This window comes from Vibrio sp. 947, assembly GCF_033339115.1.
GTDB classification, from domain to species: Bacteria; Pseudomonadota; Gammaproteobacteria; order Enterobacterales; family Vibrionaceae; genus Vibrio; species Vibrio alginolyticus.
In genome coordinates this window covers 1-15,177 of sequence record NZ_JAWOTX010000018.1, presented here as the reverse complement: position 1 = coordinate 15,177, position 15,177 = coordinate 1, and the positions used below count along the sequence as shown (strand labels likewise).

The 15,177-nt window shown below is 43.0% G+C and carries 14 protein-coding genes; 6 read left to right on the top strand and 8 right to left on the bottom strand.

Annotation, left to right across the window (positions count from 1 at the left end; all coding sequences use genetic code 11):
* The first annotated feature begins 255 nt into the window (after window positions 1-255).
* Together R7Q39_RS20075 and R7Q39_RS20070 are read left to right on the top strand one after the other, a co-directional pair.
* Entirely contained in the window at window positions 256-1,620 is a 1,365-nt protein-coding gene (locus R7Q39_RS20075) for a YjiH family protein (protein ID WP_136976482.1), read from the top strand.
* Between the two features lie 437 nt (window positions 1,621-2,057).
* A complete protein-coding gene (locus tag R7Q39_RS20070) occupies window positions 2,058-3,929 on the top strand; it encodes a methyl-accepting chemotaxis protein (RefSeq protein ID WP_318076713.1) in 1,872 nt (623 codons plus the stop codon).
* A 144-nt stretch (window positions 3,930-4,073) separates the two neighbouring features.
* Here R7Q39_RS20070 and R7Q39_RS20065 read toward each other — a convergent pair whose 3' ends face one another.
* The 3 genes from R7Q39_RS20065 to R7Q39_RS20055 all read right to left on the bottom strand — a co-directional run bounded on the left by R7Q39_RS20065 (window position 4,074) and on the right by R7Q39_RS20055 (window position 6,846).
* Window positions 4,074-4,421: a hypothetical protein gene (locus tag R7Q39_RS20065; RefSeq protein WP_213972135.1), complete on the bottom strand. Its 348-nt coding sequence runs from the start codon at window positions 4,419-4,421 to the stop codon at window positions 4,074-4,076.
* A 232-nt stretch (window positions 4,422-4,653) separates the two neighbouring features.
* Entirely contained in the window at window positions 4,654-5,811 is a 1,158-nt protein-coding gene (locus tag R7Q39_RS20060) for an amino acid permease (protein WP_053303777.1), read from the bottom strand.
* A gap of 723 nt (window positions 5,812-6,534) precedes the next feature.
* On the bottom strand, window positions 6,535-6,846 hold the full coding sequence (locus tag R7Q39_RS20055; RefSeq protein ID WP_054730288.1) for a hypothetical protein: 312 nt from the start codon (window positions 6,844-6,846) through the stop codon (window positions 6,535-6,537).
* A 141-nt stretch (window positions 6,847-6,987) separates the two neighbouring features.
* Here R7Q39_RS20055 and R7Q39_RS20050 point away from each other — a divergent pair, with 141 nt between their 5' ends.
* On the top strand, window positions 6,988-7,320 hold the full coding sequence (locus R7Q39_RS20050; protein ID WP_031780945.1) for a helix-turn-helix transcriptional regulator: 333 nt from the start codon (window positions 6,988-6,990) through the stop codon (window positions 7,318-7,320).
* 111 nt (window positions 7,321-7,431) lie between these two features.
* On the opposite strand, the gene R7Q39_RS20045 is transcribed toward R7Q39_RS20050, so the two are convergent.
* From R7Q39_RS20045 to R7Q39_RS20035, 3 genes are all read right to left on the bottom strand, one after another.
* Complete coding sequence (locus tag R7Q39_RS20045; protein WP_005375467.1) at window positions 7,432-7,812, bottom strand: hypothetical protein; 381 nt, start codon at window positions 7,810-7,812, stop codon at window positions 7,432-7,434.
* A gap of 167 nt (window positions 7,813-7,979) precedes the next feature.
* Window positions 7,980-8,366, bottom strand: coding sequence for a GlcG/HbpS family heme-binding protein (locus R7Q39_RS20040; RefSeq protein ID WP_042521512.1), 387 nt, complete (start codon window positions 8,364-8,366; stop codon window positions 7,980-7,982).
* A gap of 9 nt (window positions 8,367-8,375) precedes the next feature.
* Window positions 8,376-9,344, bottom strand: a complete 969-nt coding sequence (locus tag R7Q39_RS20035) for an aldo/keto reductase family oxidoreductase (protein WP_318076712.1) — start codon at window positions 9,342-9,344, stop codon at window positions 8,376-8,378.
* A 154-nt stretch (window positions 9,345-9,498) separates the two neighbouring features.
* Here R7Q39_RS20035 and R7Q39_RS20030 point away from each other — a divergent pair, with 154 nt between their 5' ends.
* Window positions 9,499-10,374 carry a LysR family transcriptional regulator gene (locus R7Q39_RS20030; RefSeq protein WP_213961753.1) on the top strand — a complete coding sequence of 292 codons (876 nt, stop codon included), beginning with the start codon at window positions 9,499-9,501 and terminating at the stop codon, window positions 10,372-10,374.
* Between the two features lie 9 nt (window positions 10,375-10,383).
* On the opposite strand, the gene R7Q39_RS20025 is transcribed toward R7Q39_RS20030, so the two are convergent.
* The gene (locus R7Q39_RS20025) at window positions 10,384-12,141 is read right to left on the bottom strand and encodes an SgrR family transcriptional regulator (RefSeq protein WP_318076711.1); all 1,758 of its coding nucleotides are present in this window, start codon (window positions 12,139-12,141) and stop codon (window positions 10,384-10,386) included.
* Window positions 12,142-12,706: 565 nt separating this feature from the next.
* On the opposite strand from R7Q39_RS20025, the gene R7Q39_RS20020 reads away from it, so the two are divergent.
* The gene (locus tag R7Q39_RS20020) at window positions 12,707-13,246 is read left to right on the top strand and encodes a redoxin domain-containing protein (RefSeq protein WP_005385152.1); all 540 of its coding nucleotides are present in this window, start codon (window positions 12,707-12,709) and stop codon (window positions 13,244-13,246) included.
* A 512-nt stretch (window positions 13,247-13,758) separates the two neighbouring features.
* Entirely contained in the window at window positions 13,759-14,442 is a 684-nt protein-coding gene (locus R7Q39_RS20015; protein ID WP_064369141.1) for a hypothetical protein, read from the top strand.
* A gap of 195 nt (window positions 14,443-14,637) precedes the next feature.
* Here the strand turns inward: R7Q39_RS20015 and R7Q39_RS20010 are convergent, their stop codons facing one another.
* A complete protein-coding gene (locus R7Q39_RS20010) occupies window positions 14,638-15,003 on the bottom strand; it encodes a winged helix-turn-helix transcriptional regulator (RefSeq protein ID WP_005375456.1) in 366 nt (121 codons plus the stop codon).
* Window positions 15,004-15,177 lie beyond the last annotated feature (174 nt).

The window sequence follows — 15,177 nt, the reverse complement described above, 5'->3', positions numbered from 1 at the left end:
GCCCCATAATTCACTGCGCAATTCGCCTCTCGTGCTACAATTTTCTAACACAAGCAACATATTCGCATACACTTAGACGTTATTTGACCAATTACCCGACAAATCGGCTGAATAACTAGATGTATTTAATGAATAGTATTGCAATGGATGCAGTTTGCGGGTACCCTCCGCAAAACTGTGATTAAATACGGATGTTTAGTGAATATTTATGTCATGGAAATGGCAAGTATTGACTAGTAGTAACACGAGACAACTATGCATAACACCACTAATGCTACTGAAGCTCCTAAGGGCAACTTTTGGATGTTTTTCATCCCATCCCTAATTGGTCTTCTACTCTTTATGGCTCCGATCTCTTACGATGGCGGCCTAACCATTCCCGTTGCCGTGATGGCAAAAGTCATCCCAGCGGTGTTAGGCGATACCTTGATTGCTATCGTCACCAGTATCATCGCTTTCATGGCCGTTGCTTCTGTTCTTTGCAAAATTTTTAAGCCAGCTGCAATTTTACGTAATGGTTTTTTAAACGGTCTCTTCAACCCATCTCCACTTTGGCTCGTTGTTCGTTTAATCGGCGGCGCTGCCGTGTTAATGACGTTTTTCCAAGTGGGTCCAAAAGCAATTTGGGAAGAAAACACTGGCGGGCTTGTTCTTACTGGTCTCCTACCTACTCTGTTTGCCGTTTTCATTTTCGCGGGTTTACTGCTTCCGCTTCTTTTGAACTTCGGTCTTCTGGAGCTATTTGGTGCGTTACTCAGTAAAATAATGCGTCCGGTATTCAACCTACCTGGCCGCAGTGCAATTGACTGTATGGCATCTTGGTTAGGCGACGGAAGTGTTGGTATCTTGCTAACCAGCAAGCAATACGAAAATAAGTTCTATACTCAGCGTGAAGCGGCTGTTGTCGGGACCACTTTCTCAGCAGTATCGATCACGTTTAGCTTAGTTGTTATCGCTCAGGTAAAACTAGAGCACTTATTTTTGCCTTTCTACGGCGCTATCTGTCTAGCTGGTATCGTAGCTGCGATTATCATTCCTCGCCTGCCTCCGCTTAGTCTGAAGAAAGATCGCTACATTGACGGCAGCAACCCAGATAAAGACGCAGATACAGTGCCAGAAGGCCACACCACATTCTCTTGGGGTATGGATCTAGCTCTTAAGCGTGCTGGTCAAGTCACATCGGTTCAGTCTGTATTTAAAGAAGGCGTACACAACGCAGTCGACATGGTATTTGGCGTACTACCTGTAGTTATGGGTCTTGGTACCGTCGCATTGGTGATTGCAGAATACACGCCTGTATTTGCAATTCTGGGTCAACCGTTTATCCCATACCTAGAGCTACTGCAAGTCCCTGAAGCTGTTGCAGCATCACAGACAATAGTTGTTGGCTTTGCAGATATGTTTATTCCAGCAATTTTAGCGGCCTCAATCGATAACGAAATGACACGTTTTGTTATTGCAGCAATGTCAGTAACTCAGCTTATCTACATGTCGGAAGTAGGTGCCCTACTGTTAGGCAGCAAAATTCCAGTAAACATTGTAGAGCTCTTCGTAATTTTCATTTTACGTACGTTAATCACGTTACCTGTGATTGCTGGCGTTGCTCATCTTATTTTCTAAAATCGAGACGTCAATTAACAAAGGCTCCGCATCGTCGGGGCCTTTTTTATACCTAAAACTCCGTCCACATTAGGCTTTTAGTAAAAAGCTCATAATTTACAAAGACAAAACTTAAACAAAAACACCTGTCAGCACCAACAAAATTTTCATCACCTCACCTGTAAAACCAGTTGATACCACTGTTTGTTAAGCAATTCTTTTCATTATGACGATTTCATTAATCGAGCTCGCAAACATGATCACACTCACAAGTTTTAACGTAAACTATCGTTTTGTTTAAATTTAGTTAAAAAAGACGACAAATGAGTTCATGTTTTTGACAAAGATGTCGATAAAAATATAACCAAACACAATAGGTTTCTCTTTATGCCCAATTCGCTCGGTTTAAAAGAGGCGAAAGCAAAGTGGAACCAACCGGGAGAATCAGAGGAAAGCTCATGAAATTCAGACATAAGGTTGTCACAGCCTCTTCATTTTTGCTGCTAATTACCGTGTCGTTATTGTCGACACAACAAGTTATGACCATCCGCTCCCAAACTCAGGAGCAAATCGACTCAAGTGTCAACGAGATATTGACCAGTGTTGGTAACACTGTGCAATCAGAAATGGATGCAAAGAAGGATCTCGCTCGCTCCATTACTGAAGTGATTGAGCTTGATCCCAGTTCACATAGCTATGTTCAAAACATACTTGAAAGACCGACGCCAAAAAGCAGCTTCCTTGCCATCGGTTTTGGTTATGAAAGTAATGGCTTTGTGATTGAAAATGACGACGGCTGGGATGCGGGTCCAGACTACGACCCACGTCAGCGTCCTTGGTTTATTGCAGCTAAGAGCAAAGGCGATTTGGTCGTAACCGATCCGTACGTCGATGCGTCTTCGAAAAACGTTATCATCTCTGTTGGTACACCAGTAAAAGAAAATGGCCAGTTTTTAGCCGGTATGTTTTATGACCTCGAATTAACTACCCTTTCAGATCTGGTCAACCAAGTGAATCTGTTTGATGCTGGTTACTTATTTCTGGTCACCGCTGATGGCACAACCATTGCTCACCCTCAAAGTAAATACAACGGTGAGAAAGTCGGTAGCTACCTCCCGCAAATCGAACTTACGCAATCAGCACAACATGTTGAGATTGATGGCAACCGCTACATGGTTAACCTGACTCACATTCCTGGCGAGAACTGGTACGTAGGTTCGGTGATCGATGAAGCTGTTGCCTATTCTGCCGTAGGAGAGCTTCGTAACAACGCTATTATTTATTCAATCATTGCCGTGATTGCATCTATTATCGCCCTAACTCTGTTGATTCGCACTCTCATGTGTCCTTTGGACACGCTAAACAATGCGATTAAAGATGTAGCATCAGGGAAAGGCGACCTTACACAACGCCTCGAAACAGATACTGACCAAGAGTTTTCTGAGCTTGCCACAAACTTCAATACGTTCATGGAGAACTTACAACAGCAAATCATTGAGTCGAAACGTATTTCTGATCAAATTTTAAATGGAACTCAAATCACCGCTGAGGGCGCAAAAGACTCGGCAGGCGCAATTCACACTCAGCTGCAAGAGCTAGAACAACTTGCTACCGCGATGCATGAGATGTCTGTCACCGCGACAGAGGTTGCTAATAATGCGCAAGGTGCGGCAAGTGCAGCCAAAGAAGCCGACCAAGCAACGGTTGAGGGGTCTTCTATCGTTGGTGAATCGACACAAACGATAAACATGCTTTCCGATAGCATTGACCTTGCAGTCGAAGAAGTACAAGTGTTGGAATCTGCTACTGCCAATATCGAAACGATTCTAAAAGTCATCAACGATATTGCGGACCAAACGAACTTACTCGCGTTGAATGCCGCAATCGAGGCTGCACGTGCGGGAGAATCTGGCCGAGGCTTCGCCGTTGTTGCAGATGAAGTACGTACACTGGCACAACGTACTCAAGAGTCGACAACAGAGATTCGTACTATGATTGAGCAACTACAATCTGGCGCTTCATCTGTGGCAAATGCCATGCATCAAAGCAAAGGTAGTGCTATAGAGGCCGTTGAAAAAGCGGGTTTAGCAAATAGTGCGTTACAACGCATTCGTGACGCGATTCAGCGTATTTCCGATATGAACTTGCAAATTGCCTCAGCAGCGGAAGAGCAAAGCCTTGTCGCTGAAGAGATCAACAACAATACGGTGAATATTAAAGACCTATCGACTCAAGTCGCCGAATCGGCAAATCGAACCAACGACGCGATGCAGGCGCAACAAGAAGATGTACATAAACAAGATCAAATCTTAAATAGATTTACTGTCTAACACTCATCTAAGCAAAAACAGCGAGCACCGGCTCGCTGTTTTTGCTTTTAACCCTCAACCCTAGTATTGGTCGATGTTACATGTGCCATGTTGTTGCTATTAAGCTCAACATTACAAGAACGCCGACTATGTGCCCTTTCAAGTTTAATTGAACTCGACATGGATATAGCGATCATTAGAACGGCGATAATAACGGTCGTCCACTTTTAGATAAGTGAAATCTCCAATCTTTATGTAGGTACTATTCCGAGGAATTCGGTCATGGTAATAGTAACTGCGCCTTGGTCGTCTGGTCTCCACATAAATAACGTCACGATGTTTGTGTTTATGTTTATGCTTGTGCTTGCGCTTGTGTTTATGATGGTAGTTATGCGCATGATGGTGATCGTACCGATGTCCATGCTTATGCTTCGGGTCAGCCACCGCTTCTGTACTCAACACACCTAAAGACAACATAACGCCAACCATGGCAAAAGATAATTGCTTTGACACAACAGAGCCTCTTATTCATATCAACATCGATATAATAGAAGGGTGAATCACTGTACATGTCAGCCTTTCGCTAAGGAGTTTTACTAAAAAGTCAGCGCTAACCGTGATTATCCGAGGAACGTCAAACATCACAAATGCTGATGACTTCGAGTGGCCTGGGTTCGGCTATGAATACAAAAAAGCCGCCCGTTTGACTACGAGCGGCTCAGTTTTTAAATAAGCTAGCGTGATTTTATACTGCTTGGGCAAACAGCAAGAAACAGCCGAATAGGAAGATCATGCTCATTCCCATTGCGCCGCCACCAGCTTCATAAATATTGTCATCTTCTACCGGCACTCGGCGCACTTTCATGGTCATTGATAATGGAACAAAGACCGCGAGAAACACAAGAATAATCCCCGCGTAGCTGAGAATAGCTAGGAAGTGTTCTGGGGCAAATACAGCACCTAATAGTGGTAGTACAAAAGTAGTAACAAAAATCACTGGCTTACTTGCTTTCAGTAGGTCTGCATTTTGATCGTATAGCGCCATTGCAACACCTAAGAACGACGTTAGTAGTGCCAAACCAGTAAACATGGATAGGATGAACTCTAAGCCCTCGTATTGCTGACCTAGTACCGATATCAACTCTGTTACGTTGGAGTATTGAACAAGCTCATGAGGTGGTAGGTTGCCGACAACCGCTAACAACCATAATAGGTAACAAACAAGCGGAATAGTTGAGCCCACGATAATCATATTACGCAGCTGTGTTTTACTCGCTTCTTTGTTGTAAGTTACAAGCGATGGGATAACGACCATAAAACCGAAACTGGTGAAAAGCACCGAACTGGTTTTGATAAGTGCCATTTTATCGTCGCTCACAACCTCATCAAGTCCTTCAAACGAGACGCTTGGTGCAAGCGCAAAAAGTGTCAGGATCAGCGCTACGATCATGCCTAGGAACAAACCGCGATTCAGCTTATCTACTACCCCTGTACCTGCCGAAACAATGATACCAACTAAAAGAGTAAAACCGACTTGGCTTGAGATCGTAGATGTTGGAAGCCCAAATGAGGCTGTTACTTTTTGTACGAGATCACCCGCACCAATGATGTAAGCCATTAATAGACAAACTAACAGGGCGTAAAGCAAGCTGTTGGTTACCAACTGGCCTCCTTTACCAAGCGTTTCGCGAGCAATTGCATTCATGCTCACACCACCACCTACTTTGCAACTGGCTTCAAGAAGGAGCAGCGCAGCATAAGTCGTTCCAGCCCAGATGAACAACATAAGAAGAGTGCCCCAAAGGAGGCCAAATTGAGCAAGCACCATTGGTATAGCAAGCATACCAGCGCCAAGAGCAGTACCTGCAACGATCAGGGAGCTGCCGACAAGTTTTAGGTTCACGGTTAATACCTCTAAATTCAATCCGTTAATTTCTCGCCAGTTGTGCTTTATCTAAAGCACACAAAAAAACGCTCCGACTTAGTCAAAATTTGGTTACAAGAGCACTATGTTACAAGAGCCCTGTATGGCTAAGAAAACACGCAACAAAAGGTGGTTAATCATTTGCACATGAACACTTGAGAGTCGTTTTTGGCGATGTCATCGTTGATGAAATGTGCGCAACTTTGGGTTCGAAGCAAAATTGTTCATCTTAATTCATCAACCCCATTCGTTATGAATGGATTTGGTTCGAAAAGATTGTAAGGCATAAGCAGGACGATTGAAAAGCAAAAGGTCAATCTTATAGCGATATATTTTAACAACTCTTATCTTTTACCTAAGATGTGTTGTTTTTTTCGTCACTAATTAGTCTTTTATCGCTTAAAGAGAAGGAAGAACGTGCTCAATGGCTCAATTTGGCTGGGTGTACAGATTAATTTACAGTTTAAGTGAAGGTGTTAGATTCCAAGGACGTAGCCTAGATCGGACAATATCGCTATTATTCGCTGCGTACCGACACTGTTCGGTTCACATACCTCTAAACACTGATTTACGGTTCGAAAATATAGGTAAATGAGTGTCCGAATGCTGGGTGTGGTTCCCCAGCATTTGCATCCTTTCTTTTAGATGTCATCAATTGATCGAAATTGCGTAAATCTTGTATCGCCCGACTTTACGACTGTGTTAATGCGCTTTATCTAGCGCGCCAATGATATAAGTTAACACTGGAATACCCATATCGGCGACCTGCTTCTCAGTCTCACTCATATTTTCATGCGCCATCCGCAGCTCTACTTCACTTATCGATTCTTTGTGAAGGTAAAGCTCTTTGTAGTTCATCAATCGCTGTTGTGACTGTTGAATCAGTGTCACAACATTCTCTTTAGTCTCACGATGTTGCTGATCAATTTCACTAAATAAATGATCTAAAATGCGTTGCATTTTGCGAATAGAAGCTTTCGTTTCTATTGATTTGTATGATTGATACTTTTCCATTGAGTTAATAACTGACTAAAATATTTACGTTTTTATAAGACAGTTATTTTTATACTGATTGCAAAGCAGGTAAATATGTGGTGGTTAAACTGGTCCACTTCTTGCTCCGTTTAGGTCAAAACTGTCCTTTCAGGAGAGCACATGCAGGTAGACCCTATAATTCAAGCACTGATCGCAAGACGAAAATCGAATGGCCTCTCCCGTGAGCAAATGGCAAACATCGCTGGAATGAGCGTAAAAACATATCAAAGGATCGAGCGCGGAGAGTCCGATCTTAAACTCTCACAATATCGTGCCATATTACGTTCGCTTCATTTGACTGACCTAGATATTGCTTTAGATGTACGTGATGTTCAGCATGTCACAGCAAATGACCTAACGGCCGTGGCGAGATTGCTCTCACCGGAAGCTCAGTCCCTGCTCGTTCGCCTATTATCGTTAGTCCTTGAACAAAAGAACAAGAAAGGTGATTAACGACATTGCTCATACCCAAACGATGAATGCCCTGTTGAGCGTTGAAACATGAATCGTTTAGACAAAAATAAAACTCGTCAAATGACGAGTTTTATTCTTTATATCAGTCCGTTACTCTAGGCTTTTCAATTCCGATGTATCAACGCCTTTTATTGCATCTTTCGCCACCTTATCAGGATCAAAGACATCACGTTCTTCATATGAATTATCAATCATGCCTTGTCCTATCGCGGTCGCCTGCTTTTGTAACTTGTTACCCTCTACCTCACCAGCATCCCAGCCTTGCCGATAATCTGAGTCGGTTTGATACCTTGTTTCGTCCTTAATATAGTGTTCAAAATCATTCCCTGCCTCTTGCATACCACTATGCCGACCGTCATGAAAGCCTTGGATATAAGCTTCATCATAACCGCTCTCTTTTAACGCGCTGTCACTCGTACCACAGCCTGAGAGGAGAACAAAAAATAGCGAAACGAATACCTTATGAAACATATTTAGGCCTCAAAGCTTTCAAATAAATTAATCATAGTTCGCGATTTCAACTTCTGCTTACTTCAGGCTATTAGATAGCATTGTGACTCGACGAAGCCTGTGAACTTGAGTCCCTACAGTGAGTACAAAGCTGGACAAAGCATCACACCTACTGATAAACATTATACTCAACGCGCGTTTAATACTTCCATCGCAAGTGCTTCATCATCTTGCTCAGCCAAACCACTGATACCAATTGCACCGACGATTTTCCCCTCTTGTTCTATAGGCACACCACCCATAAAGCCTGTGATCTTCGGGTCAGTCCAATAACTCAACTGCTTACCCGTCTCACGAGCCCAAGCGCCCAGATTGCCGCTAGGTTGGCGGTCTCTAGCCGAGGTGTAAGCTTTGTTCTGTGCCAACAAACCTGCTTGTACGCTCACATCATCCATTCGGGCAAAACCGAGCAATTCACCATGCGTATCAACCACGGCAACCGCAATGTTTTGCTTGCGAGCAGTCGCAATTTCCAATGCCGTTTGAATTAGAGTTTGAACTTGTACGTATTTCATTTTTCTCTCCTACGGGATCTCATGACCAAGGGTTTTCTCGAACAAGCCATACCAATGGCTACGTGATAGCGTGACGCTCTCTACTTGAGCACAAGCGCGAATACGTTGTGGGTTTGCAGTACCAATAACAGGTTGAATTTGGCTTGGGTGACGCGTCAAGAAGGCTAAAACAATCGCCTCAGACGACACGCCATATTCAGCTGCTAGCGCCATTACCATCTCCGCCGTCTGTCTGGTGTTGTGATCATCAGAATGTAAGCCACGCTCTGAGAATCTTCCTTGCGCCATACTGCCCCACGCTTGCAGTTGGATATTGTGCCTACGGGCATGTTCCAGTGTTCCCGCAACGTAGTCAGATGCGGACGAAGGAAGCCCCATATCTTGCTTGATGAAGTCAGACTTAGCCAGACTCATTTCCAACTGGTTCGCCACAATAACTTCGCCCGTTGCTTGTTGAAGAAGATCAATTTGAGCACTGTTCATGTTAGAAACACCGAAGTGGTTAACTTTGCCAGCTTGTTTCAGTGCTTGGAGCGCTGTGCCCAGTTCTTCAAATTCAACCAGAGGATCAGGACGATGCAGCATCAAAACATCAAGGTTTTCCACGCCAAGGCGCTCAAGAATGCCCTCAACAGAAGCCGTCACCCATTTGGCAGAGAAGTCATACTGCTTAACACCTTGCTCATCTCCTAGACGGATGCCGCACTTGGATTGCAGATAAATTCGCTCTCGTAAGGTTGAGTCATTGGCTAAGATGCACCCAAACACTTCTTCTGCCTTACCGAATTTGTAGATATCCGCATGATCAAAGAGATTGATGCCAACCTCTAATGCAGCCTCGACAGCGGCATAAGCTTGGTTTTCATCTTGGGCGGTTAATGGGTTGCGATTCCACTCCCCTCCAAGTCCCATACAGCCGAAGACCAAGCGGCTAACGTTAGGTAAGGTTTTGGCGAGCGGTAGTGTTGGATTGTTCATCGTTATTCTCACTTTTCCGATTTCTGCATCTTCAATTTCTTAAGTTAACTCTAACCATCTTACCGTTCGTGAAAATTAGTTTAATACCGTAAAATCGAATTCATTATCCTCGTTATCGAACAATTAAAGCGAACAATAAAGACGAGCAATAAAGATGGCAGATTATAAGAGAATCGAAAAACTGATGCTGTTTGCTGAAGTGGCTCAAACACTCAATTTTTCTAGAGCAGCGGAGCAACTTGGCATTTCTAAAAGTTACCTGTCGGAACAAATCAAGCGCTTAGAATCGGAACTCGCCACGCCTTTGATTGTTCGAACTACACGCAGCGTGAGACTAACAGCAGAAGGTGAATCGATCTTTGCACAAGCGGAAGATCTCAAACGCCGCGTAATGGAAATGGAAAAGAGTTTAAGTCAGCAATCTGAGCAAGTAGACGGTCTGATTCGGCTTACTGCTCCCAAGATGTTTGCCGAAGCGGTGCTGCATGATTTGTGTGTGGCGTTTCGCGCTTTACATCCAAACGTAGAGTTCGAGATTCTTTCTAGCTATCAAGCGTTTAATCTGACGGAAACCAGCGTCGACTTTGCGTTTCGAGCAACAAGAACGCCGCCCGAGAATATGATTGCGCATCACCTGCTGGACTACCACCACTGGCTGGTTGCCTCACCTCTATATCTGCAAGAAGAAGGTACGCCAGAGACGTTAGCGGATTTAAAACAGCATCAATGCTTAACCACGTTGCATCAAAAAGAATGGCCTTTAAAAACGGGAACAGTTCAAACCCAAGGCTGGCTTTCAAGCAATGAAAACCGCTTACTCAAAGAATCAGCCCTGTCTGGCAATGGCATTGCTCGGTTAGCAAGTTACTTTGTCGAACAAGACGTTGAACATGGTCGTCTAATGCAGGTTTTATCGGAAGAAACCGACCACCAGCACAACGCGGTTTACTTGGTGTACCCACAACTTATCTATCAATCGGCGAAAACCAGAGCCTTCATTGAATTCGTGAAGCAGCACTTTGCTAAATAACTAAGGTAGTTAATCCGCCGACCACACCGAGCGAATATCTGGCCAACCCCAGTTAGTAAGAGCGACGTCTTCTAAAACGCCTTGGAAACGCAAAGTTTGTGTATGGTGGAACATGGGTGCAATCCAGTATTCGCTGATCAACGTCGATGCAATTGGATCCAATGCATTAAGGTAGTCCTCAAGTGGAACGAAAGATCTGACTCTCTGTAGTTGTTCATCTAACCATTGTGCGTTCTTCTCTCCCAAAGTGTGGAATAGCACAGCGTTGCTGAAGAAGTTCGTGAACGCTGAGGCATGACGATTATCATCTAGGTTTATGTTCGTCACGACCATCGTCTCATTTAGCTCACCATTCTTAGCTTTCTCGTTCAGCTCACGATAGGAATACATAACAATTTCTACTTTACTGCCAACACTCACCAAACGATTAGAAATAGCCCGCGCACAGCGACGCAACGCGGTATAGTTATATCCGGCTATCGTAATGTGTTTAGGTAACTTAAGCGGCTCACTAAACGGACGGAGCACTGGCTTCCAACCTGGTAGCAGGTTATAAGCGGGTATACTCCCAAATACAATATTCTCGCGGCGCATCACTTCGGCCAAGTGCTCAGGTTGAATTAGCTCACTAACATAACGGCGCTGCGCTAAAGAGAGTTTGTGCTTAGCGTGCTGATTAAATAAGGCGAATAAGCAACCATCTTCTATTCGGCTACGCTTGCTCGCCGATGAGTTTTCTCGGTTTTGCGTCGACATATAGTGTCCACACAAATCCTCCTCGGGCGAAGCATCCCTTTGCAACGTATTTGCTGCCAATGACGGGTTCTCCATCTGCTCGTCATTAACAATCCAGATAGTCACCAAATCCGTTAGAACTCTACATGCGTAGTAACCATTAAATGCTTGCAGTTTTAAACGACTTTCATTGTGCTCGACAACAGAGAATGGGCCACTTCCGACCACCAGCTTGTTATTCGCTACGTTAACTTGGCTTACTGGTTGAATGCCGTATTTCACCCCAGAAATAAGTCCAGCAAAGCCCAAGTCAGCTCGATTAAGCTTAAAAACAACTTTCAGTGGCGTTGGCGCAGTAATGTTAGCAACATGTGCCAACTCTTTTTCGTAGTACTGTAGTGAACTCAACTTTGCAAACAAGCTAACCACTGTTTCTGCATCAATGGAATTACCATTATGAAAAGTCAGACCTGGACGAAGGTAAAAAGTCCATTCGTAGGTGTCTTCGTCATAACGCCAGTGATGTGCGAGTTCTGGTTGCACTTTCCCATTGTTATCACTCGAAACTAAGCAACAATAGATTTGCCTTAATAAGAAACGTTCGCTGCTACGCTGAAGTTGATGTGGAACGACGCGCTCAAACATTCGCTTATAGGTTAATTGAATATTGAGCTGTCCTTCTTGCACAGAAGCACCAGACGTTGTTTTTAACAAACGGCCAAATGCCACTTCGTCTTCATCTAATATCGCCAGTGCTTTTTCATACTTGCCTAACTTGATACGTTCAAGAGCCAAGCTCTCTTTTAAAACGTCTAACTCCATATTCAGAATAAGAGTCGATCGTTGGTTCCGCCCAGCTTTCGGGTGCCAGCTCAACCACGCCTTCTGCTGCATTTGCGTTAGCAGGCTACGAGCATGCCGAGAAGAAGTGAACATGATGTCGGCAATGTCCTGTAACGTGGTTTTTGTTTCATCACCAACGCTAAACGAGAGTAATCGTTGGTAATAGCGAAACAAATTGAGATCAGACACTGAATCAACCTTAGAGCTGTGAAGTTTGTGGATAGGAATAGTTTACTTAAGTTGGCGGCAATAAAATAAGAAAACTTCCTAATTATCTGTTCCCCTTTTCCACAATTAACCTCCAAATTCGGCTTTAAAGCCCCAGATATTTACGTTATTAGGAACAAAGTTAACAAAAGCACTCTCTTTTTTATCTCCCCTTTTATACGCATAATTTACTCGTCAGCGTAAAGGAGGAAGAAATGAAGAAGCCAATGATGGCGTACTTTTTTCAGCAACGCCTAGCTCAATCGAGTAATAAAATAGAAGTGATGACTCTGGTTTATCTTAACGATATGTTCCAGTGGTCATAGCCTAACCTCAAGCAGAACTTAGCTCCTGATACTACACCCCCACTTCGTTGTATCTTAAGTTCTGCTTTTTCATCTTTTGCACTCTACTACCTTATTGCAGGTTACTAAAAGTTAACTAGTTGAAACACCGCAAAACAGAGTCTACATTGAAGTCTCATCCCCCAATCGCTTTGTTGAGAAAGGGGCATTCATGGATATACACCACCAATTCGGGAGTCAATATGGCAACTTCAGTGAAACTTAAAGCGGGCGACAGCTTCCCTCATCTTCAAGCCACTTTGCTAGATGGTTCAAGCGTAACGTTGGGTCAGCCGCAAGGTGATGCGACTTGGCAAGCAGTATTCGTTTATCGTGGTAAACACTGCCCTCTTTGTACTAAGTACCTCAATGAGCTTGAGAGTTACAAACAGGCTTTCGCTGATGCTGGCGTCGATATTCTTGCCGTTTCTGGCGATTCAAAAGCACAGCTAGAGGGGCATCTAGAGAAACTCGAAATCAGCTTCCCTATCGCTTACGGCCTGACCGAAGAACAAATGAAAACGCTAGGCTTGTATGTATCTATTCCTCGATCTGAACAGGAAACCGATCATAATTTCGCAGAACCAGGTCTGTTTGTGGTGAATGAACACGGCGACTTACACGTGGTGGATATTTCAAACAACCCGTTTGTTCGCCCTGAGCTTGGCGCGCTATCACGCGGATTGGCATGGATTCGCGATCCAAACAATAACTACCCTATCCGTGGCACATTGGATTACTAATATCTTCTACACCCAAGTAAACTTTCTATCCTTAAATAAGCTAGGATTCTTGCCTTAGTGAGAATAACTTGGAATGCATATCAGATCCGTGAGATCTGATATGTATCAACAAGTTGGAAATAGAGTCCTTGTTCATTATACAACGCCTTGATGAAAAACAAGATCAGTGAAGCCCAGGCTCCCCTCAAACAACGTTAGTTATTTACTTCTAAGTCACTTTCACGATAAATACATGAAATTAAGACTAAAAACTTAGACTTAACGGATATATAAATCACAACGGTACCTACACAAGTAGTTGGCTAGCGATTATTATCCTATTGCAACTCACAATTGTGCAAATCTAATAATTCATACCATAAATGAAAACATAGATACCGTAAGAGACAAAATAAAAGCAAACGATTAAATTACCAATAAAACACCGTTCAATTAAAATAAAAAACATTTCACTTTATAAAAATGTAATTAATCGTTATTTGCAATCACACATCTTAATTGAGAAATACAGTATGAATAAAATCTCTTTGCTTTATATGGCCGTTTGTATCGGATTAGTTGGATGCGGTTCAGGAGGAAGCGACAACGATCCAGCAAAAGATATACATCCCACCATTTCAAATCCGGAACAAGTCAACGCAATGACGGTGGACAAAGGTCATTTCTATTGTTCTGTAAACCAACAAAAACTGGAACACGGAGGGACATCTGCAACTATGTCCTACCTGATTGAAAAGAAAAGAAATTCTACGGTTGTCGACGATTATGAATGTACCGAATACGGTTTAAAGAAAGGTGAGTCAATTATCGTCACTAAAAGTGCAATTGAAAACTTTTCATACTCAAAACATTATAGAAGCACGAAGAAGAATGACATTAATAGGTTTAAAATCATCTACCCTACAGGGCTTACGACTCCGATTAATAAAGATTATGAAAAAATTACGATCACGTATAATACGGAGAGACCTGACGTTAACATTAAGATAATTCAATATTTTGACGAAAAGTCTAAATTATATACCATCAAAAAATATGAAAGCCACGTTAACGACAACTCACCAATAGGTTTAGTTGAGAAAGAGGAATTCGATAAATATTCCGATTTTGAAAAGAAACTGGAATTAAATAGTGCTTTTTTAAATTCAACTGAAGTGAGTGATTTATTCTACAACTTATTAAGTATGATAAAATAATAACTAAAAATCAAAAACTTAAAAAGTACGATTATGCTCAAGTAGCTTCGATATGCCTGACTCGAAAGAGTACGTTGTTTTACGAAACAAATTACGATTTAAATGAAGCACATCTAAGTTACTTGGGTATAAACGGCGATGTATTGTTAATCAGCTTTCAAAAGAGAGTAACGTTTGCGATTAACTACTTTGGTCTTAACGAAGCTCAATTTGATGCTTTTCAGACCAAATTCGCAAATCATCAAGAATCTTAAGTGCGGTACGGCCGAACTCTGTTAGTTCATAGCTTACGGCAATTGGGCGGTCGCTGATCACTTTGCGCACCACCATACCTTCCGCTTCTAGCTCTTTAAGGCGTTGGTCGATCATCTTTTTACTTGCACCGCCTAGCATGCGTGCTAAGTCATTGAAACGAACTGGGCCGTCTTTCAAATGATAAATCAGAGAACCTTTCCATTTACCACCAATTAGACGCATCCCTTTCTCGATAGCACATGGCTCCGCACATACGTTCGCCACTGACTTACGACCTTTGCTATCTACACTGATTCTGCTTTCCACAATACACCTCAAGATACGCACCTAATCTAGGTAACGAAAAGTAAGCTAGATACATTTAGTTCTTTAGAGTAATAAAAACGTCACCTCGCCGCAAACAAGTAAATTACCACCTTCTAAAGAAGGTGGCTTTGTGTGAGCCCCCTAAAAGGGGGCCTTTGTTTAGTCCAGCGCCAA

Coding starts and splice junctions, on each gene's coding strand:
- R7Q39_RS20075 (WP_136976482.1), top strand. CDS start 256: ATGCATAACACCACTAATGCTACTGAAGCTCCTAAGGGCAACTTTTGG.
- R7Q39_RS20070 (WP_318076713.1), top strand. CDS start 2,058: ATGAAATTCAGACATAAGGTTGTCACAGCCTCTTCATTTTTGCTGCTA.
- R7Q39_RS20055 (WP_054730288.1), bottom strand. CDS start 6,846: ATGGAAAAGTATCAATCATACAAATCAATAGAAACGAAAGCTTCTATT.
- R7Q39_RS20050 (WP_031780945.1), top strand. CDS start 6,988: ATGCAGGTAGACCCTATAATTCAAGCACTGATCGCAAGACGAAAATCG.
- R7Q39_RS20045 (WP_005375467.1), bottom strand. CDS start 7,812: ATGTTTCATAAGGTATTCGTTTCGCTATTTTTTGTTCTCCTCTCAGGC.
- R7Q39_RS20040 (WP_042521512.1), bottom strand. CDS start 8,366: ATGAAATACGTACAAGTTCAAACTCTAATTCAAACGGCATTGGAAATT.
- R7Q39_RS20035 (WP_318076712.1), bottom strand. CDS start 9,344: ATGAACAATCCAACACTACCGCTCGCCAAAACCTTACCTAACGTTAGC.
- R7Q39_RS20030 (WP_213961753.1), top strand. CDS start 9,499: ATGGCAGATTATAAGAGAATCGAAAAACTGATGCTGTTTGCTGAAGTG.
- R7Q39_RS20020 (WP_005385152.1), top strand. CDS start 12,707: ATGGCAACTTCAGTGAAACTTAAAGCGGGCGACAGCTTCCCTCATCTT.
- R7Q39_RS20015 (WP_064369141.1), top strand. CDS start 13,759: ATGAATAAAATCTCTTTGCTTTATATGGCCGTTTGTATCGGATTAGTT.